The sequence below is a fragment of the Campylobacter sp. Cr9 genome (assembly GCF_020138295.1).
GTDB lineage: Bacteria > Campylobacterota > Campylobacteria > Campylobacterales > Campylobacteraceae > Campylobacter_E.
Genome location: NZ_JACGBH010000002.1, coordinates 37,077 through 57,576, shown reverse-complemented (window position 1 = coordinate 57,576; position 20,500 = coordinate 37,077). Strand labels below are relative to the sequence as shown.

Genomic DNA, 20,500 nt, shown 5'->3' with positions numbered 1-20,500 from the left:
TATTTAGCTAAATGAAATTCTTAAAGAATTTCATTTAGGAATTATCTTCTTGATAAATAGTTTGTATCAAATTTATTATTAATAAAATCAGGATTTTCCATCATAGAAATATGAAAATCTTTTGTAGTTTTAATTCCACCTACAATTAATTCTTGTAAAGCACATTTCATTTTATGAATTGCCATTTCTCTAGTTGGAGCCCAAACTACAAGCTTACCAATCATACTATCATAAAACGGCGGAACTGAATAATCTTGATAAATATGGCTTTCCATTCTTACGTTTGCACCACCTGGAGCTGAATATCTTGTGATTTTTCCAGGACAAGGAGTAAATGTCTTAGGGTCTTCTGCTGTAATTCTGCACTCAATTGAATGACCTTTAAAGCTTATTTCTTCTTGTTTAGGTAGAGCTTTTCCTTCTGCTACATTTATCATATGGCGGATTATATCTTCACCACTACACATTTCACTTACGCAGTGCTCAACTTGAAGTCTTGTATTCATTTCTATGAAATAAAAGTTTTGATAATCATCTAATAAGAACTCAAATGTTCCGGCACCTTCATATCCTATCGCTTTTGCAGCTCTTACTGCAGTTTCAAGTAATTTCGCTCTTGTTTCAGGAGTTAAAATCTTCGCAGGACTTTCTTCTATTAGCTTTTGATGTCTTCTTTGCATAGAGCAATCACGCTCTCCTACATGAATAACATTACCAAAGCTATCTCCTATGATTTGCACTTCTATATGGCGTGGGTTTTTGATATATTTTTCTATATACATTCTTCCATCACCAAATGCACTTGTTGCTTCGCTTTCTGCTGACCAATATGCTTTTTCTAAATCTGCAGCCTTTTCAACCACACGCATACCACGGCCACCACCACCTGCAGCAGCTTTTAAAATAACAGGATAGCCCATTTCTTCTGCTAGTTCTTTTGCCATATTAACATCTTTTATAGCTCCATCACTACCAGGAATTACAGGAACACCTGCTCTTTTCATAACTTGCTTAGCTTTACTTTTATCACTCATTGTATTCATAGCTTCTACGCTTGGACCAATGAACTTAATATTATGACGCTCACAAATCTCAACGAAATTTTGATTTTCACTTAAAAATCCATAACCTGGGAAAATCGCATCTGCACCACATAATTCTGCAGCACTTATAATTGATGGAATATTTAAATAACTTTCGCTTGACTTTGGACCACCAACGCAAATACTTGCATCGCAATATTTTAAGTATAAAGCATCTTTATCGGCACTTGAATATATACAAATCGCTTCTTTTCCCATTTCTTTAATCGTTCTAATAGCTCTTAGGGCTATTTCACCACGATTTGCAATTAATATTTTTTTAATTTCTCTCATAATTACCTACTTATAGTTTTTCAACTGCAAATAATTCTGTTCCAAACTCCACAGGTTGTCCATCTTCTACTAATGCACTTACAATCTTGCAATCAAACTCAGCTTCAATTTCATTCATAATCTTCATTGCTTCAATAATGCAAATAGTATCGCCTTTTCTTACTGTTTGACCAACTTTTACAAATGGTGCTGCCCCTGGACTTGGTGCTTGATAGAAAGTTCCTACCATTGGGCTTGTAATTGTTGGGTGTGAATTTTTAACCGGTTGAGCTTCATTTACTACATTTACATTTATTGGAGCAGGTGCTGCATGTGGCATAGCTGCAGGAATTGGAGCACATTCAACAACAGTTCCTTGCTTTTCTAGGCTTATTTCAAAATCCCCTTCTTTGATTTTGATTTTACCTATATTTGCTTGTGCAAACATATCTATTAATTCTTTTATTTCTTCTCTTTTCATTTTTTCTCCTGATATAAAATTCTAGCAATTCTAGTCATTTAAATATAACAAAAATAAAATATAAAACATTATTAATTTCAATTCCTAATTCAAATTCTTTGGATTTTCAAACTTATAACCCATTTTATGTATCGTTTTGATACATTTGCCATATTCTTTAAGCTTGGTTCTTAAAGTATTTATATGAATATCAATAGTTCTACTTGAATAAATCCCACCCCAAATCAATTCAAATAAGCTATCTTTACTAAAACATTGATTAAGATTTTGTATAAAAAGCAATAATAATTCATATTCTTTCAATGTTAAATTAATAACTTCATCATCAAGCTTTACTAATCTAGCATCTAAATCTACGCTTAATTTGTTTAATAGTATTAAATTTTTATTTTTCTTAGAATATCTTAAAATATTTTTAATTCTTGCTAAAAATTCTAAAATTGAAAATGGCTTTGTAATATAATCACTTGCACCTAAATCAAGTCCTTTTACCTTATCTAATTCATTATCTAAAGCACTCAATAATAATATTTGAATATTTTTTGTTTTATGACTAGCCTTAAGATTTTTTAAAACACTAAAACCATCTTCATAAGGAAGCATTATATCAAGAACTAAAATATCGCATATTTCTTTTTCTAATGCTTCATATAATTTAGAAGCTTCATAAAAGCATCTTACTTCAAATTCGTTTGATTTTAAAGCATAATTAATTAATTCATTTATATTTAAATCATCTTCTAATACAAAAATCTTAACCGAATTTACCATTTATATAATCCTTAGTTCTTGTATCTTTTGCATTATTAAAAATATTATAAGTATTATCCGATTCTACTACTTCTTTATTTAAAAAAAATGAAGTAGTATCTGATATTCTTGCAGCTTGCTGCATATTATGAGTAACTATTATTATTGTATGGTTTTGTTTTAATTCTTGTATAAGCTCTTCAATCTTTGCAACGCCTATTGGATCAAGTGCTGAAGTTGGCTCATCCATTAATAATACTTTAGGAGAAATAGCTAAAGCTCTTGCTATACATAATCTTTGTTGCTGACCACCACTTAAAGAGCTTGCATTTTGTTTTAATCTATCTTTTAGCTCATCAAATAAAGCGGCTTTTTTTAAAGAATTTTCTACAATTTCATCTAAATCATTTTTATTTTTAATTCCATAAGACTTTGGAGCAAAAGTTATATTTTCGTATATACTCATTAAAAATGGATTTGGTTTTTGAAATATAAGCCCTACTTCCTTTCTTAATGAATTAGTATCGTAATCTTTATAAATATCTTTATCTTCATATCTAATCTCTCCTGTGATTTTTGCATATTCAATTAAATCTACCATTTTATTTAATGTGCTTAAAAAGCTAGACTTTCCACAACCACTAGGTCCGATTAAAGCATGAACTTTATTTTTAGCAAAGCTTAAATTAATGTCTTTTAATGCTAAAAAATCTTTATAATACAAATTCATATTTGATATTTCAAAACAATTCATTTAATTCTCCTAAGTAAATAATTAATAATAAAACAAATAATAAAAATAAATATCATTAAAATAAAACTACTTGCATAAGCACTATCTAAATATAATCCTTCACTTGCTAATACATACAAATGAACACTTAAAGTTCTGCCACTACTATTTAAACTAGCAATTTCATTTAATGTTCCAAAGGTATAAATTAATGCAGCACTTTCGCTTATTACCTTAGCAATAGATAAAATTAATCCTGAAATTATTTCTTTTTTAGCTATAAATAAAACCAAATACACCACTCTTAATTTTGAAGCACCTAGTGCATAAGCTACTTTTTGATATGTAATATCTACTGATTTAATAGCTTCAAGTGTATTAGATAAAATAATTGGCATACACATAATGCTTAAAGTTAGAGTTCCTGATATAAAACTAATCTTAAAACCACAAAAAATCACAAAAGCTAAATAACCAAAAAGCCCATAAACTATTGATGGAATTGCAGCTAAAGTATTTGAGCTTAGCGAAATCATCTTGTAAAACAAGCTATTTTGTTTGGTATAAAATGCTAAATATACACTACCACCTATACCAAAAATTCCTGCTAAAAATATGCTAGAAATAATTATATTTATTGTATTAATAATTGAAATTACCACGCTTTCTTCACTACTTAAATCAAACATTTTTAAATTTATATGAGATAAGCCATTTATTAATACAAAAGCAAAAATACTCACAAAAATTGCTGCTACAAAAAAACTAAAGCTATACATTAAAATTTTAAAAGTATTAATTTTTGACATTTTTATCCTTTAAAAAAGTTATAAAAACATTAATTAAAAGTATCATCATAAATAATACAAAACCACTTGCAATCAAGGCGCTTTTATGTAAATTTGCAGCATATCCCATTTCTAAAACTATATTAGCGCTTAAAGTTCTAAAGCCTTCTAGGATTGTGCTTGGAATTTGAACTTGATTTCCAGCAACCATAACTACTGCCATAGCCTCTCCTAAAGCTCTTGCTAATGCCAAAACTAAAGCTGTTAAGATACCGCTAAAACCTGCTCTTAACATAATAATTATTGATTTTTGTCTTGATAAACCTAAAGCTAAAGAAGCTTTAAAATAATCCTTATTTACAGCATCTAAATAACTAGAAAATAATAAAATAATAGTTGGTAAAATCATAATACTAAGAATTATTAAAGCGCTTAAAAACCCCTTACCTGATGTATTGCTAATACTTGCTATAAATGGAACAATTACAACTAGTGCAAAAAATCCATAAAGAACCGAAGGAATCATTGATAAAATAGATAGTATAAAAGTAAAAATGCTTTTAATTTTAGCTTTAGCAAAAAATACCATATAAATAGAGCAAAACCCACCTATAATACTAGCTAATAAAAGACTTAAAAAACTTATTAAAAGTGTATTAACAAGCATAGAAAAAACACCAAAAATTTCTTGACTTGGATAATAATCCTTGCTAAATAAAAATTCAAAAACTCCTATATTTTTAAAAGCATCAAAAGCACCGATAAATAAAAATAAACAAATACTACCTAGCACTAAAAGTAGTGCTAGTGCTAAGCCTAAAAATATATTTTTACTCACTTAAATCCTTATAATTTATGATTTTGCCTTCATAAATATCTTTTATATTTTTGCTTGAAAGATTATTTAAAGGATTTTCTTTATTTACAATAATAACTATTGCATCTTTTGCTAAAACCATAGATTTAAGACCCTTTTCTAATTCGCTTTGTTTTAAATCTCTAGAAACCATCGCAATATCTGCTATATTATTAATTATTGAACTAATTCCCATTGATGAATCGCTTGTTAATACTTTTATTTTTGCATTTTTATTAATTTGCATATAAGCATTTGCTAATTTTTGCATTAAAGCAGATATTGAGCTTGAACCTTGAATTATAAGTTCTCCACTTAATTGCTTGCTCTTAAATTCTTTGCTTTCTAAAGGTATATATTTTAAATCACTTATGATTTTGTTAGCTTCATTTGATTTTAAATACTCAAAAAAATCATTAATCAAATCAGATTGCTTAATAATTGCTAAATTAAAATCTCTTGAAATTTTGTAAGAATTATTTTTTATATTTTCAATATTAGGCTTTACATTATCTATATTAAGCGCTTTTAAATCTTCATTTAAAGCACCTAAAGATATATAACCTAATGCAAATTTATCATTTTTAACACTTGTTATCACTACTCCAGTTGAATTTGTTACAGCTATTTTTGGACTAATGTTATCAACTTTTTTGCCCTTAATTTCTTTTGAAATATCAAAAAGTTCCACAAATACACTTCTAGTTCCCGAACCTTCTTCTCTTGTAATCGCATTAATAGGATTTGCAAGTAAGCAACTTGCAACTAAACTTAAAAACGCTATTTTTCTCATTTTTTCTCCTTATTTTTTAATAGCGTTAAAAGTATAAATGTGAGTTGAAAAGTTATTTTCAAAAATATGTAAATTTTATGTAAATTTTATAAATTAAATTAAAAGAATTTGAAATAGGAATTACAAAGGGCTAAAAGCCCTTTAGATTAAGCTAGTAATGAAGCTAATTGACTTTGATTTAAGCTAACTTGTTGTGCGTTTTTAAAACTTTCTTCGTTTTGTTTTAAAAAATCAGCATTTAACTTAGAAAAATCTTCGCTTTTCATTCTGTCATTATTTGTTGCAGTTTTTAAGCTATCTTCAATTTTTACTAAGCCTTCTTTTAAATCAGATTTATTAGCATTATTCATGGCTTTTGAAATCATATCATCTTGTAAATTTGAAATTTCTTGATATTTTTTCTCACCTAATTTTTCTTCACCTATTTTTTTCTCATTTACTTGCTCTGCTGAAGTATCTTCAACTTTTTGAATAGGTTTATTTTGAGCCATTAACACATTGCTTTGAATACTACTATTAATTTGCATGCTAAACTCCTTTTAAATTTTGCCGATTATACATTATTTTTCTTTTTTCTTAGTAAAGAATAAAATAAATTGTAAAACTACCATTACTTTAAATAATACTTCACTTTGTTTGTGGTTTGCATTAAACTCATCGCTATTAGTTATGCCTAATTCTTGCATATTTAAAACATTTTGCGTGTAATAAAAAACAAAAATTAAAGCCAAAATTACTATTAAAAAGCTCAAAAACACTCTAAAACTAGCTAATTTATTTGTAAAAATTTCATAAAAAATATTAAAAAAGCTTACAAAAAGTAACAAATAATTAAATTTTACAAATACTTGAGTCATTAGCAAGCCACTCTCTAAATGACTTAAAATCCCATCTCCTATAATTTCACTTGGAAAAAATATAATAGGAGCAACTATAATTCCTATAAAAATTTCAATAAAAATTATTCCTGCTAATAAAAAATCATTAATTTTTCTCATAATCTAACCTTTCTGCTATAAACACTCTATCAAATCCATTTAAATCTTTGTAAAAACTAGCTTTAAAATTATATTCTTTTAAATACTCTCTCAAAACTTCTTTTTGATCGTATCCAAACTCACATATTAAGCATTTTACATTTTCTAAATAACATTTTTTAATAATTTTAAATAATAATTCATAGCCTTTTTTACCGCCATAAAGTGCTGTTTTTGGCTCTTTTTTTACATATTCATCTAAAGCATAATCTGTGCTAATATAAGGTGGATTTGATACCACTAATTCATAGTTTTTAAATGATAAGCTATTAAAATCTGCTAGATGAAAATCACAATCTACATTATGTTTTTTAGCATTTTTACAAGCTAGCTCTAAAGCCTTTTTATTTATATCACAAGCTTTTATATTAATATTTGTAAAAAGCTTTAAACATATACTAACAATTCCACTACCAAAGCCTATTTCATAAGCATTTTTTACATTATGTTCTTTTATATAATTAATCGCTAAATCAATTAAAATTTCTGTATCACACCTTGGAATTAGCACTCCGTTTTCGCATAAAAATTCCAAATCTTTTATATAGGTTTTTTTGAAAATATATTGCAAAGGCATATTGTTTAAATATAAATTTGCAATATTTATTAAGTTTTTTCTATCATTTTCGCTTATAGTATTTGACCTTGCAAGCGAGTATTCAAGCAATGAAAATGAAAAATACTCCATAATGATTTGCTTAGCAATTAAATCTCCAACTAAGCTTTTTAATTCATTAAAAGTTACTATCATTTAGAGCGCTTATTCTTTTACTTAAACTTGGATGAGTTTTATATATAGCTTCATAAATAGCGTTATGATCTAGTAAGGCTTTATTGTGAATTGCTAATACTTTTAAAGCATTTATCATATCGCTTTTACTTGTTTTTAAAGCTCCGTGTTTATCTGCATTAAATTCATTCTTTCTTGAAATAGAATTTAAAATAGGACTTAGAACAAAAGATATTGCTGAAGCTACCATAATAAAGGCAAATAATGAGCTAGAAACAAAGCCTTCTAAATTGAACTGATTTTCAAAAAAACTTGAAAAATATCCAAAAATTGCAAAAGTTATTAAAAGATTTAATCCACTTATAAAAAGCATTTTTAAAATATCTTTATTTTTAAAATGTCCTAATTCATGCGCTAAAACAGCTAATAATTCATTTTTATTCATAGCATTAATTAAAGTATCATAAAGAACTACCTTTTTTGCTCCAAACATACCAGCAAAATAAGCATTTAGCCTTGTATCATTTTTGCTTGCATCCATGCTAAATACTCCATTGCTTTTAAAGCCGCAATCATTTAATAACGCTTGAATATTGTCCTTTAACTCGCCTTCAATAGGACTTAATTTATTAAACATAGGCACGATAAAATTAGGATAAACAACCATAGCTAAAAGACTAAAAATAAATAATATCGCAAAGCCACCTATCCACCAAAACTCGCCTAATTTAGCAATTGCAAAAAGCAAAATATAAACTAAAGCTCCACCTATAATTACTAATAAAATTAGTGATTTTAAAAGGTCTTTAAAATACATAAAAGGTGTTTTTTTATTAAAGCCATGCTTGGTATCTACAACCATAGTTTTATAAAAATCTACACAAGTTAGAATGCAAGAATTAATCACAAAATATAGCAATACTAAAATAGTATTATCTAGCAATGAATTAGGCTCAAAATGAACTTTTAATACCTTAAATAGCACTAATATAAACACGCAATTTAAAACTAAAGCTAAAAAATTATTAAGAATTGAAAACTTATGTTCAACTATCGCAATATTTTTAAACTCTACAAATTGCTCATCACTTAAAAAACCTTTATTTGTTTTGGTTTTAATATGATTTATCTCAAGTAATTTAAGTAATGTTTCAATTATAAAAACAAGACTAATGATACTAATTATTAGCATTTTCTAACTCCTGTGCAAGTTCTAAAACTTCAAAATATTCATTTTCTAAAAGCTCTAATTCCGAATTCAAATTCTCAAGCCTTTCATTTAATGTTAATATGCCGTATTTTTCATATTTGGCTGGGTCGCTTAAATATTCGTTTAATAATTTAATCTCTTTTTCAATTTCTTCAATTTTACTTGGGTGTTCTTCTAAAATCTTATTTTGTTTATAGCTTAATTTTATGCTTTTTTTGCGTTCAACTTCTTTTGGCTTTATTTTATCGTTTTCTATTTCTTCATTTAGCTCGTTTAATTCATCATTTAATTCTAATAATTCGCTAAATTTCATGGTTTCTATATTAATTTCTTGATTTGAAAACGCAAAAAGCTTAGTAGCAAGTCTATCCGTAAAATATCTATCATGACTTACAAATATTAAAGCCCCTTTAAAATCCATCAAATATTGCTCTAAAATATTAATTGTAGCTATATCTAAATCATTCGTAGGCTCATCTAAAATTAACACTTCATAATCTTTTGTAAAGAGTTTTGCTAAAGCCACCCTGCTTTTTTCGCCACCACTAAGTGAGCCGATTTTATAAGTTAATTGCTCTTTTGGAAATAAAAAATGCTTTAAATATCCATATACATGCATATTAGAGCCCTTTACATTGATAGTATCTCCGCCATTTGGACAAAAATATTCAATCAAAGTTTCATCATCATTTAAATCGCTTTTTTTCTGATCAAAATATCCTATATTTATCTCACCTTTTTTGATAAACCCACCACTAGGGCGTAATTTTTCAAGTAAGATTTGTAAAAAGCTTGATTTTCCACAGCCATTTTTACCAACAATTGCTATTTTTTCACCTTGCAAAATCCTTGCATTAAATGGCTTAAACAATAACTTTTCGCCTAATGTTAGGCTAATATCGTGTAATTCAAAAAGCATTTTTTTCTTATTTGCTATGAGTGGATTTGATTTTATATCACTTGCACGGGCAAGCTCAACTCTTAGCCTATTTAAAATACTAGGATTTTTCTTAGCCTCTTCACGCATTTTGAAAATACGCTCTTTTCTTCCTTCGTTTCGCTTAAGTCTAGCTTTTACTCCACGACGCAGCCATTCTTCTTCGCTTTTTAGCTGTTTTACTAAGGTTTCATAGCTTTTATTTAGGCTCTCAAGTAGCCTTGCTTTTGCCTTTAAATAATCGCTATATCCACCCATAAATTCTCTTAAAACTCCATCTTCAATTTCTACGCATTTACTAGCCACATTATCTATAAAATATCTATCATGGCTTATAAATATAACGCTTTTTTTACTAGCTTTTAACATATCTTCAAGGTATTTACACATTGTTACATCTAAGTGATTCGTAGGTTCATCAAGTATTAAAACATCAGGAGATTTAAGCAACATACAAGCAAGACTTAATCTTCTTTGCTCTCCACCACTTAAAGACGCTAAACTTCTATTTAAAAAACTTCCTAATTCAAATTCTTTTAAAGCTCTTGTAATCTTACTATCAATACTCCAAGCATCTTTGCTCTCAATTAATTCAAATAAAATTTGCTGGTTTTTAAGCAATTCTTTATCATCTGGCTTAGTTGCAAGCTTTTCATTTATTTCATTATATTCTTTTAGGGCATTAAAAATATCGCCTAATTCAAGCTTAATATATTCATCAACACTTAAATCCAAATCATTATTAATACTTTGAGAAAGCATAGAAAAGCTAATGCTAGAATTTATAAGTATTCTGCCATTATCTGGTTCAATTTCTTTTGTAATTATTTTTAAAAATGTAGATTTGCCTTGCCCGTTTTTACCTATAATTGCGATTTTTTCGCCATCATTTATACTAAAATTTACATTTTTTAAAATAACTTTTTCGCCGTAATTTTTACTTATATCAATACAATCAATTAAAATCAATTAAATAATCCTTAAAGTAAGTTAAAGGCTAGTATTCTAGCCTTTAAAGATTATTTAACATCTACATCAAAATAAATTTCAACTTCTTCCCAAGTCTTTTTGCCATGAAGTGCTGCGATTTGCTTATCTGTTGAAAGTGCAATATAAGCATCTTCAGTATTAAAATCTGTTCTCATATTGATTTCGCCTTTTACAACTAATTTACCATCAGCAACACTATAAGTCATAGGAATTTCTTTTGTAACATCATTAAAAGTAATAACTCCTGTTACACTTCCATTTGTCTCATCACCTTTTGCGTCTTTTAAACTTGCTTCAATTTTGCTATTTTTAAGATTTGCAATGTATGTTCTATGGATATTATTTTCACGAACCTTATCTTTTGTATTTTCATTAGCAAAATCTAAACTAGCTTTAACTTCGTTTAAAATATCTACAACCGAACCACTTGTTTTACCAAATTCAAATTTAGCATCATCAATAACACCAGGAACACCTAGTTTTTTAGCCATTTTAAAGCCAACGAAATGTGCCTTAACACTAGCTTCATCAATATTAATTGCATAAGCACCTGAACTTAAAATCGCTGTTACGATAATTGAAGAAAATAACTTTTTCATTTTTAATCCTTTTTTTTAAAATGCGATGAAATTATACTAAATTATGTTAATCATTATCATTTGGAATAAATTTTTATTAATTTAAATCTTATATATTAATGCAATTTTTTTAAGGAGAAAAAATGTTTAAAAAATTAAAAACAATAACTTTTGCTTTAATATTAAGCTCAAACCTATTTGCTCTAAGCGAAGGTGTTGAATACAATGTGCTTGAAAATCCTATTTCAAATTCTAATAATTCTTTAACTGAAGTTTGGTCTTATCAATGCTCGCATTGTTATCTACACCATAACTACAATACTCTAGGATTAATTAGCGAAAAATTACCTAATCTTGAAATCAAGTCTTTAATGGTTAAATCTTGGGGACAATTTGGTAAAGAAATGGCTAATTTATTAAACTATGCAAAATATCAAGATGAAAAAAATAAATTAAGTTTAGTTGATAAAAATAGCTTACACCACAAATTAGCAAGTGCTTATTTTATAGATTTATTTAAAAATAAAAATACTTGGAATAATAACCCTGATGAATTTTATAAAGCAGGTTTAACCCTACTTGAAATCTCAAAGAAAAAACTAGAAAAATTCATAGAAAGCCCAGAAGGAAAGTATTTAGCAAGCGTAAATGATGCAGCTGATGAAATAGCTAATACTTATGGAACTCCAGCTTTCATCGTTAATGGAAAATATGTAATCAATTTAGCTCACGCAAAATCTCCACAAGATTTAATTGATATAATTGAAGAACTTTCAAAACTAAAATAAGGATTTACTAAGGTAAATCCTAAATAATTCCTAATTCAAATTCTTGTGATTTTGGTATTTGAATTAAAGAAAGAGCGAAATGAAATATAAACTTATAAAACTTTTACAATATTTATCTTATTATTTATCTTGGTTATGCGTAGTTGTTGGCTTGATTGAGCTTTTTATGGGCTTTGATTTTGCTTATTATTTTGTATCTGCGATTTTGCTTTCTACTGCTTATGGAAGTTTAAAAAAAAGATTAGATGAAATTAAATTTAATAAATATTTTTTAATAATTTTAGCTTTAGTTTCTGCTTATAAATACTATGAATATTTTATAAAAGAGCCAAATGACTTAATAGCAAAAATTATAAATGCTGATAAAACTTGCTTTGAAAATCAAAAATATTGCATAATAAATGAAGTTACCACAAAAGAACTCAATGCTATGTTGCTAGATAAAAATAACGATGAAATTCTTAAATATCTAAAAGAATATGGATTTAGAAAAAATGAAAAAAATAATATACTGTATTTTCAAGATATTATTTATAAAAATCCAGTTGATATAGCAATAAAACTGCAAGATAATCAAATAAACGAAATATACTATAAGCAAGATAGAAAATAAGCTTATTTTTAAAGAATTTAAAATAGGAATTAGCTTTTACTATATATATTAAATTTAAAGCCTTAATTCCTAATTCAAATTCCTAAATTTACATAAATATAAAGCACTAAAAAAGATGGTTTTAATTAAAAAAAGAAGAATTTAAAATAGGAATTTAAAAGTATATAAAAAATAAATTTCTTAATTCAAATTATTGAATTAAGAAATTAAAAATCTTATTCCCACTCAATAGTTGCAGGTGGCTTACTTGAAATATCATAAACTACTCTATTAATTCCATTAACTTCATTTATGATTCTTCTACTTACATTTTCAAGTAATTCATAAGGTAAGTGTGAGAATGTCGCTGTCATTCCATCGCTTGCATCTACTGCTCTTAGAGCTATTGCATTATCATAGGTTCTATTATCTCCCATAACTCCAACGCTCTTTACATTTAATAATACGCAGAATGCCTGCCATGTTTTATCATAATAACCATTAGCTTTAAGTTCTTGAATGAAAATATCATCAGCTTCTTTTAAAATATTTAAGCTTTCTTCATTTACTTCACCCATAATTCTAATCGCTAGACCTGGACCTGGGAAAGGATGGCGATATACTAAATCTTTAGTAAGACCTAGTTCAAGTCCAAGTAATCTTACTTCGTCTTTAAATATTTCTTTTAAAGGCTCAACTAATTTTAAATTCATTTTTTCTGGTAAGCCGCCTACATTGTGATGGCTTTTAATTGTTTTTGAGCTACCTACAACGCTACTTTCAATAATATCAGTATATAAAGTTCCTTGTGCTAAAAATTCAACGCCTTCTTGTTTTTTTGCAAAATCTTCAAATATTTCAATGAAAGTATTTCCGATAATTTTACGCTTAGTTTCTGGGTCTGTTACACCTTTTAATTTTGTTAAGAAAATTTCTCTAGCATCAATAGTATTAAGTTCTATACCGAACTTTAATTTAAGCATATTTTCTACTTGCTCTTTTTCATTCTTTCTAAGTAGTCCAGTATCTACGAAAACTAAAATAGTTTGATCTTTGATAGCACTTGCTAAAAGTGCAGCAACAACACTACTATCTACACCACCACTAATTGCACAAAGAACTTTTTTATCACCAACTTGTTCTTTAATCTTTTCAATTTGTGTTTTAGCAAATGAACCCATATTCCAAACGCTTTCACAATTACATACATATTTTGCAAAGTTTTTAAGGATATTTTTACCAAATTCACTATGTTGCACTTCTGGATGAAATTGTAGTGCATACATTTTTTTCTCATCATTTCCATAAGCACAAAATGGGCTATTTTCACTAACTGCAATTGTTTTAAATCCAGCAGGTAAATTCTCAACCTTATCAGAGTGGCTCATCCATACTACTTGAGATTTTGGTAAGTTTTTAAATAAACAACTATCTTCTTGAACACTAATCTTAGCTTTACCATATTCTTTATGACCTGCAGGTGCAACAACTGCTCCAAAATGATGAGCCATTAATTGCATTCCATAGCAAATTCCTAAAATCGGTAATCCTAAATCAAAAATCGCTTTATCGCAAAAATAAGCATCGTTTGCATAAACGCTAGCAGGACCACCACTTAAAATAATACCTTTAGGCTCATAGCTTTTAATTTCATTTGCACTAATATTAAAAGGTAAAATTAGAGTATAAACTCCTTGTTCTCTTAGCCTTCTGGCAATTAATTGGGTGTATTGCGACCCAAAGTCAAGCACTAAAATATCTGCTTTTTCCATTAAATTCCTTTCCTAATATAAATCAAAATACTCAAATTGTAACCACCAAATAATAATACTTAGAATATAACCTAATAAAATAGTCCAAGCATATTTCATATGTGATCCAAATGTATAAATTCCACGCATTTTACCCATTACACCAACTCCAGCTGCTGAGCCAAAGCTAATTAATGAACCACCTATTCCGGCAGTTAAGGTTACTAAAAGCCAATCATCTATATTCATATTTGGATTTGCTTTAAGAACTGCACTCATAACAGGCACATTATCAACAACTGCGCTTAAAAGCCCTACTCCGATATTTGTAGTAGTAACTCCAGCAATATCATAAAGCTTAGATGCGTAAGCAAGCCATCCTGCAAAATGTAATGCTCCAACAGCTGCTAAAATACCAAAGAAGAATAATAATGTATCCATCTCAATTTTAGTCATATAATGAAAGATATTTATGTCTTTTTTACCACGAGATACATTAAATCTGTATGTATAAATGCTTAATAATGATAAGCCAAACATCATTCCCCACATAGCAGGTAAGCCAAATAATGAATGCATTAAAACAGCACTAGCAATTGTTAAAGCCCCTAATAAAATAATAGCCTTACCACCTTCTTTAATACATTCAACTTCCATTGTTTTAGTATCAAAATTAGGCTTAACATTAGGCACATAACGACTTAGTAAAAATGCAGTAAGCCACCAGCCAATAAAACTAGCAGGAAATAAAGCAAAAAAGTCTATAAATGGACTTTTTCCAGCTGTCCAAACCATAAGAGTTGTAATATCTCCAAATGGACTCCAAGCACCACCTGCATTAGCAGCTACAACTATATTTATTGCCCCAGGAACTAAAAACTCTTTTTTCTCGCTATCAATTGTAAGTAAAACGGTAGAAAGAATTAAAGCTGTTGTTAGATTATCAGCTACTGGAGAGATGAAAAATGCTAAAAGACCTGTAAGCCAAAACAATTTTCTATAAGTATAGCCTTTAGTAACTAGTTTATATTTTAATGTATTAAATACATTTCGCTCAATCAATGCCTCAATATAAGTCATAGCAACCATTAAGAAAAATACAATTTCAGCAATTTCTTCAATCAAAGCCTTTACTTCTTCTTCTAAAGGCTCGGTGCTTTTGCCGTTAATTGCTAAAAACATACCTAAAATAATAAACATTAAAGTTCCGATAAATATTGCAGGTTTTGTTTTGTTTATATGATATTTATCCTCAGCTGCTATAAAATAATAACCGATGATAAATATCACCAAACATAAAATTCCCGCCCATGAAAATGTGATTTCCATTGAAGCTCCTTTTTTAAAAAATGTTAGATATTATTTACTCTAATTCAACAAAAGGTAATTTTTGTGTTTGCGTTGACTTGTTATCATAATAGACAGGATCGCTTTTATATCCACAAGCAGAAAAAACTAAGGCAAATAACAAAACAATATGACTAAATTTAAAGATATTAAAAATATTCATGAAGAACTTGCAGCTCATAATAAAAACCTTTTATTTTTAAAACTTAATAAACAATTAAAATTATTTATTTTAAGTATGCCACCCGATATTAAATACAAATTAACCCAAAAAGGTGTTGTATGCGATGTATATACGAAATTTGATAGGAATTATTTTAGAATAAGAGTATATCATCCAACCCTAGCTCAAGATATAAGAAATGACTCTACAAAAAGAGCTATTTTAAACCATATTAATAATTATAAAAGATTTTCACCTATTGAAGCAAGAGTTCTTAATCTAAGAAATGATGAAATAATAATAAATTCAAATGCAATTTTAAATGCTTATGTAGATTACGAAAAATCAAGACAACCAAAGATTTTATTAAAAGATTTAATGTGCGAAGATTTTAATAATCTCGCAAAATTAAAAGAACATCAAATATTAGTGGATAATTTAAAAGAAAGTATTAAAAAAACAAATGCAAAAATCAAATCTATTAGACAAAATTAATTCTTTACCAAACGAATCAGGGGTTTATAGGTATTATCACAATAATACTTTGCTTTATGTAGGAAAGGCAAAAAATCTTAAAAAGCGTGTTAGAAGTTATTTTAGCTTTACGCCAAGCCTTAGAGCTAATCCTAAAAATTCTCCTAGAATTATAAAATTAATTGAAGAAGCAAATAATTTAGAATACACTCAAACAAGTAGTGAATTAGACGCTTTAATCTTAGAAAATTCGCTAATAAAACAAATGCATCCAAAATATAATATTTTATTAAGAGATGATAAAACTTATCCTTATATTTGTTGTGATTTAAAAGAAGATTACCCTAGATTTGAAATCACAAGAAAAGTTAAAAAAGATTCTTTAACTAAGTATTATGGACCTTATGCTAGTGGGGCAAAAGATTTATTAGAAGCTTTATATTTATGTTATCCCTTAAGACAAATGAAAAGCTGTAAAAAAAGATGTATTTTTTATGATATGTCAAGATGTTTAGCACCTTGTGAGTTTAATGTAAAGCTTGAATATGAAAATATTTTAAAACAAGCCTTACAAGCTTTAAAAAACCCAAAGCAAATGCTAAAAACTCTAAATGAAAAAATGTTTAAATACGCAGAAAACGAAAACTACGAAGAAGCAGCTAAAATAAGAGATATGATAAATCATATTAAGAATTTAAATCAGGAAATTGAAGTAGATTTAGCAAAAGATGTTAGCTTTGATGTCTTTGCAGTAGTTAGTGATAACGAGTTTTTATCAAGCACAAGGCTTGTGATTAATCATGGAAAAGTTGTAAGCGTAATTAATGAAAAAATCATAAATAAAGAAGGCGATTTTTTAAGTCAATTATTGTTTGCAAACTACAAAGAAGGAATAATTCCTAATAATATTTACATAAAAGAAGAAAATGAAAATAAAGAATTATTAAGCGAATATCTAAGCAAACTAGCAAATCATAAAGTTAGCATAAAAATAGCAAAAACAAATGAAGTTAAAAAGCTAATAGAATTAGCAGAAAATAACGCTTTAATAAATCTTAAAAAACAAGAAAATAATTTATTGTTTAAATTAAAAAGCTTTTTTAATTTAACAAACATGCCTTATGTAATAGAAGTTTTTGATAATTCTCACTTTCAAGGAGAAGCTATTGTGGGTGCTATGATAAATTATAATTTATCAAGCAATGAATTTAATAAGCAAAATTATAGAAGATATAATCTTACAAGTAGTAATGATTATGAACAAATGCAAGAAATGCTTATTAGAAGAATTAATTCTTTTAGCGAATTAGCAAGTCCTGATTTATGGATAATTGATGGTGGAAAGGCTTTGCTTGATTTAGCAAATGAACTTCTAGCTCAAAATGAAATAAATGTAGATGTAATAGCAATTTCTAAAGAAAAATTAAATCATCTAGCACATAGAGCAAAGGGTGCGGCTCGTGATAAGCTGTATTTTAAAGATAAAGTATATGAACTCAAAACAAATGATGAGGTTTTACAATTTATTCAAAAACTAAGAGATGAAGCACATAGATTTGCAATCACTACTCATCAAAATGCAAAACGCAAAAATGATTTAAAAGCGTCAAAATTAGAACAGCTTGGCATTTCAAAAGCAAATATTATTAAATTATTAAAATATTATGAAAATTATGAAAATATTTACAAGGCTGATTTTGATGAAATAGCAAAAGTTACAAATAAAAATGTAGCTTCTAAAATTAGTAAAAATATTAAATAATCATTTAATCTAATAGCCATAATTTAGCTTATAGTTTATATAAAGGATTTTTGTGTTTCCAAGTTTGTTTAATATATTATTATGTGCTATTTTAATAGCTAGTTTATTTGTAGAAAATTTGCTAAATCAAACGATTTTTACAATCATTTTGGCAGTGATTTTGATATTTAACGCAGTAAGTTTTATAGCTGCACTTATTAGAAAAAAAAGTGCAAACCAAAAAATAAATATTTTAAAAGAAATATTAAAAAGCTTAGGCGCTAATAGCGATAATTTAGATTTGAATAAAAATCTTAGATTAATAGTAGATGAAGTAGGCAAAATAAAGCAAAAAATGATGGCTTTACAAAACCACAATGAGTTTTTAATAAAGCATTTGAATAGCAGTGCTAAAGAGCTTAAAAACATTAACAATGTTTTATCATATACAAATGAAAATAATTTAAATCAAATAAGAGAGCTAATAGAAAAGCACAATGATGATAGTATTCAAAACATTTATTCATTAACAAAAACAACGATTTCTTATGAAACAAATTATGATAATTTTGAAAATGAATTAAATCCTAGTTTTAACGGAGTTAAAATCGCTATTTTAAATAATGATTTATTAGAAAATTTCTTGCTGAAAACAATATTAAAGCAATATGAAATAAATGTAGATTTTTATAATAGCATTAGTGATTTTTCAAGTTATCCTTGTGTAATAGTTGATGAAGATTATGATTACAGGACAAAAAACACAATAATTTTAAGCGATAATTACAATAAAGATAATTATTTAAAACGCCCGTTTAGTAAGATAAAACTAAAAAATATCTTGATTACTTTATTAAGTGATTATAAAGTAGAAAACAAAACGCAAGAATTTAAAAACGATGTTTTAATATTCTTAAGCTCAGATATACAAACTGATTATTTATATCACATAGCAAACAAACACGCAAAGCTAAATACAAAAGTAGATAGCATAAGTGCCTTTATAAATGAATTAAATAATAATTACAAAATAATAGCAATAGGTTATGAGGCATTATTGTTTGATTATGAAAATTTAGTAAGCCAAATAAACAAAATCAAGTACGAAAATCCAAAAACTTTCATAATCTTATTTTTAGGCAATAAACACGCTAAAAAGAATTTAGATTTTGCAGATTTAATAATAAAAGATGCAACCGAAACCCAAATAGCAAAAGCACTTAAAGATAATTTATGACAAAATATTTATTATTTAAATACCTTCGCTTTGATAAATCAATGCCTTTTATTATGATTACAAAGCTACTTGCTTTTGTTGGTGTTGCTCTTGGCGTTTGTGTTCTAATCATTTCTATGGCTGTAATGAATGGAATGAATAAGAGCTTTATGGATAAATTACTTACTATGAACTACCCTATTACTTTATATCCAAGAAGTGTTTTAATAGATGAAGATTTAATAAATGAGCTTAGTAAAGATTATAAAATAAGCCCATTTATTCAAACTCAAGCAGCGATAAGATTTAATTCTACTATGCATGGTGCTGTTGTATTTGGGGTTGATTTTGAAAAAGAAAAGCAAATTAATAAGATTTTAAATATTCCTAATTCCGAATTCAAATTCCAAGCAATTTTAGGCAATGGTCTTGCAAATAGATTGGGAGCTAATATAAACGATAAATTACACTTAATATTTACCGATTTAAGCGCTAATGCCTTTAGTATAAGTCCAAATATTAAGAGTTTTTATTTAGGTTCAACCTTTCATTCAGGCTTAAATGCTTATGATAATTCTTATGTTTATGTAGATATTAAAGACTTGCAAAAAGTTTTAAAAAATACAGATATAACAGGTATTCATATAGATACAAATAATCCAAAAGAAGATATTTCAAAACTTAAAGCAAAATATAATGATAGATATTTCTTCATAGGTTGGTGGGAGCAAAACGGAAATATCTTAAGCGCAATTGATTTAGAGAAAAAAGCTTTATTTTTTATACTAATGATGATAGTAATAATTGCAAGTTTAAATATAATCACTTCTTTATTTATGATTGTTTTAAATAGAAGAAGTGAAATAGCATTATTATTAGCCCTAGGTGCTAGTAAAAAAGAAGTAAAAAATGCCTTTTTTACAATAGGTTGTTTTATAGGTTTTGTAGGCATTATTTTTGGCTGTTTATTAGGCTTTTTTGGACTTTGGATTTTAGATACATTTGATATTATTTCGCTTCCTGCTGATGTATATGGAAGTGCAAAATTACCTATAAATCTTAGCTTGAGCGATTTTTTAACAATCACTTTTGGAGCTAGTATTATAGTAATGCTTTCATCTTTATATCCAGCATATAAAGCTAGTAAAATAGATGTATTAAAAACTTTAAGAAATGAGTGAAGGAGAAAT

General features: G+C 27.3%; 21 protein-coding genes. 6 read left to right on the top strand and 15 right to left on the bottom strand.

From position 1 onward, the window contains the following. Positions 1-41: 41 nt before the first annotated feature. From AVANS14531_RS01620 to AVANS14531_RS01560, 13 genes are all read right to left on the bottom strand, one after another. A complete protein-coding gene (locus AVANS14531_RS01620) occupies positions 42-1,376 on the bottom strand; it encodes an acetyl-CoA carboxylase biotin carboxylase subunit (protein ID WP_239816825.1) in 1,335 nt (444 codons plus the stop codon). Positions 1,377-1,386: 10 nt separating this feature from the next. Next, positions 1,387-1,836 (bottom strand): acetyl-CoA carboxylase biotin carboxyl carrier protein, encoded by a 450-nt coding sequence (gene accB, locus AVANS14531_RS01615; protein ID WP_239816826.1) that lies wholly within the window; start codon positions 1,834-1,836, stop codon positions 1,387-1,389. 84 nt (positions 1,837-1,920) lie between these two features. Beyond that, positions 1,921-2,607, bottom strand: coding sequence for a response regulator transcription factor (locus AVANS14531_RS01610; protein WP_336611075.1), 687 nt, complete (start codon positions 2,605-2,607; stop codon positions 1,921-1,923). Further along, positions 2,591-3,340: a phosphate ABC transporter ATP-binding protein PstB gene (pstB, locus tag AVANS14531_RS01605; protein WP_336611074.1), complete on the bottom strand. Its 750-nt coding sequence runs from the start codon at positions 3,338-3,340 to the stop codon at positions 2,591-2,593. The genes AVANS14531_RS01610 and pstB overlap by 17 nt, the downstream gene beginning before the upstream one ends. Continuing rightward, positions 3,337-4,128, bottom strand: coding sequence for an ABC transporter permease subunit (locus AVANS14531_RS01600; RefSeq protein ID WP_336611073.1), 792 nt, complete (start codon positions 4,126-4,128; stop codon positions 3,337-3,339). The genes pstB and AVANS14531_RS01600 overlap by 4 nt, the downstream gene beginning before the upstream one ends. Further along, on the bottom strand, positions 4,115-4,945 hold the full coding sequence (gene pstC / locus AVANS14531_RS01595) for a phosphate ABC transporter permease subunit PstC (RefSeq protein WP_336611072.1): 831 nt from the start codon (positions 4,943-4,945) through the stop codon (positions 4,115-4,117). Before pstC ends, AVANS14531_RS01600 begins: the two co-directional genes overlap by 14 nt. Then, on the bottom strand, positions 4,938-5,756 hold the full coding sequence (locus AVANS14531_RS01590; RefSeq protein WP_336611071.1) for a substrate-binding domain-containing protein: 819 nt from the start codon (positions 5,754-5,756) through the stop codon (positions 4,938-4,940). Before AVANS14531_RS01590 ends, pstC begins: the two co-directional genes overlap by 8 nt. Positions 5,757-5,902: 146 nt before the next feature. After that, positions 5,903-6,283 carry a hypothetical protein gene (locus AVANS14531_RS01585; RefSeq protein ID WP_336611070.1) on the bottom strand — a complete coding sequence of 127 codons (381 nt, stop codon included), beginning with the start codon at positions 6,281-6,283 and terminating at the stop codon, positions 5,903-5,905. Between the two features lie 33 nt (positions 6,284-6,316). After that, positions 6,317-6,754 carry a DUF4149 domain-containing protein gene (locus AVANS14531_RS01580; protein WP_336611069.1) on the bottom strand — a complete coding sequence of 146 codons (438 nt, stop codon included), beginning with the start codon at positions 6,752-6,754 and terminating at the stop codon, positions 6,317-6,319. After that, a complete protein-coding gene (locus AVANS14531_RS01575; RefSeq protein WP_336611068.1) occupies positions 6,741-7,544 on the bottom strand; it encodes a HemK/PrmC family methyltransferase in 804 nt (267 codons plus the stop codon). The genes AVANS14531_RS01580 and AVANS14531_RS01575 overlap by 14 nt, the downstream gene beginning before the upstream one ends. Then, complete coding sequence (locus AVANS14531_RS01570; RefSeq protein WP_336611067.1) at positions 7,528-8,715, bottom strand: M48 family metallopeptidase; 1,188 nt, start codon at positions 8,713-8,715, stop codon at positions 7,528-7,530. Before AVANS14531_RS01570 ends, AVANS14531_RS01575 begins: the two co-directional genes overlap by 17 nt. After that, entirely contained in the window at positions 8,702-10,639 is a 1,938-nt protein-coding gene (gene abc-f / locus AVANS14531_RS01565) for a ribosomal protection-like ABC-F family protein (RefSeq protein ID WP_336611066.1), read from the bottom strand. Before abc-f ends, AVANS14531_RS01570 begins: the two co-directional genes overlap by 14 nt. 50 nt (positions 10,640-10,689) lie before the next feature. Next, entirely contained in the window at positions 10,690-11,259 is a 570-nt protein-coding gene (locus AVANS14531_RS01560; RefSeq protein WP_336611065.1) for a YceI family protein, read from the bottom strand. 122 nt (positions 11,260-11,381) lie between these two features. On the opposite strand from AVANS14531_RS01560, the gene AVANS14531_RS01555 reads away from it, so the two are divergent. Then, entirely contained in the window at positions 11,382-12,026 is a 645-nt protein-coding gene (locus AVANS14531_RS01555; protein ID WP_239816833.1) for a thiol:disulfide interchange protein DsbA/DsbL, read from the top strand. Positions 12,027-12,105: 79 nt separating this feature from the next. Next, on the top strand, positions 12,106-12,639 hold the full coding sequence (locus tag AVANS14531_RS01550; RefSeq protein ID WP_336611064.1) for a hypothetical protein: 534 nt from the start codon (positions 12,106-12,108) through the stop codon (positions 12,637-12,639). Between the two features lie 215 nt (positions 12,640-12,854). Here AVANS14531_RS01550 and guaA read toward each other — a convergent pair whose 3' ends face one another. Beyond that, complete coding sequence (gene guaA, locus AVANS14531_RS01545; protein WP_336611063.1) at positions 12,855-14,390, bottom strand: glutamine-hydrolyzing GMP synthase; 1,536 nt, start codon at positions 14,388-14,390, stop codon at positions 12,855-12,857. Positions 14,391-14,402: 12 nt separating this feature from the next. Beyond that, the gene (nhaD, locus tag AVANS14531_RS01540; RefSeq protein WP_336611062.1) at positions 14,403-15,698 is read right to left on the bottom strand and encodes a sodium:proton antiporter NhaD; all 1,296 of its coding nucleotides are present in this window, start codon (positions 15,696-15,698) and stop codon (positions 14,403-14,405) included. 148 nt (positions 15,699-15,846) lie between these two features. Between nhaD and AVANS14531_RS01535 the strand changes: the two genes are divergently transcribed. The 4 genes from AVANS14531_RS01535 to AVANS14531_RS01520 are packed head-to-tail and all read left to right on the top strand — an operon-like array spanning position 15,847 to position 20,491. Then, positions 15,847-16,374, top strand: coding sequence for a hypothetical protein (locus tag AVANS14531_RS01535; protein WP_336611061.1), 528 nt, complete (start codon positions 15,847-15,849; stop codon positions 16,372-16,374). Continuing rightward, a complete protein-coding gene (gene uvrC, locus AVANS14531_RS01530) occupies positions 16,343-18,115 on the top strand; it encodes an excinuclease ABC subunit UvrC (protein ID WP_336611060.1) in 1,773 nt (590 codons plus the stop codon). Before AVANS14531_RS01535 ends, uvrC begins: the two co-directional genes overlap by 32 nt. Positions 18,116-18,167: 52 nt before the next feature. Beyond that, positions 18,168-19,331: a hypothetical protein gene (locus AVANS14531_RS01525; protein WP_336611059.1), complete on the top strand. Its 1,164-nt coding sequence runs from the start codon at positions 18,168-18,170 to the stop codon at positions 19,329-19,331. Then, complete coding sequence (locus AVANS14531_RS01520; protein ID WP_336611058.1) at positions 19,328-20,491, top strand: ABC transporter permease; 1,164 nt, start codon at positions 19,328-19,330, stop codon at positions 20,489-20,491. Before AVANS14531_RS01525 ends, AVANS14531_RS01520 begins: the two co-directional genes overlap by 4 nt. Positions 20,492-20,500 lie beyond the last annotated feature (9 nt).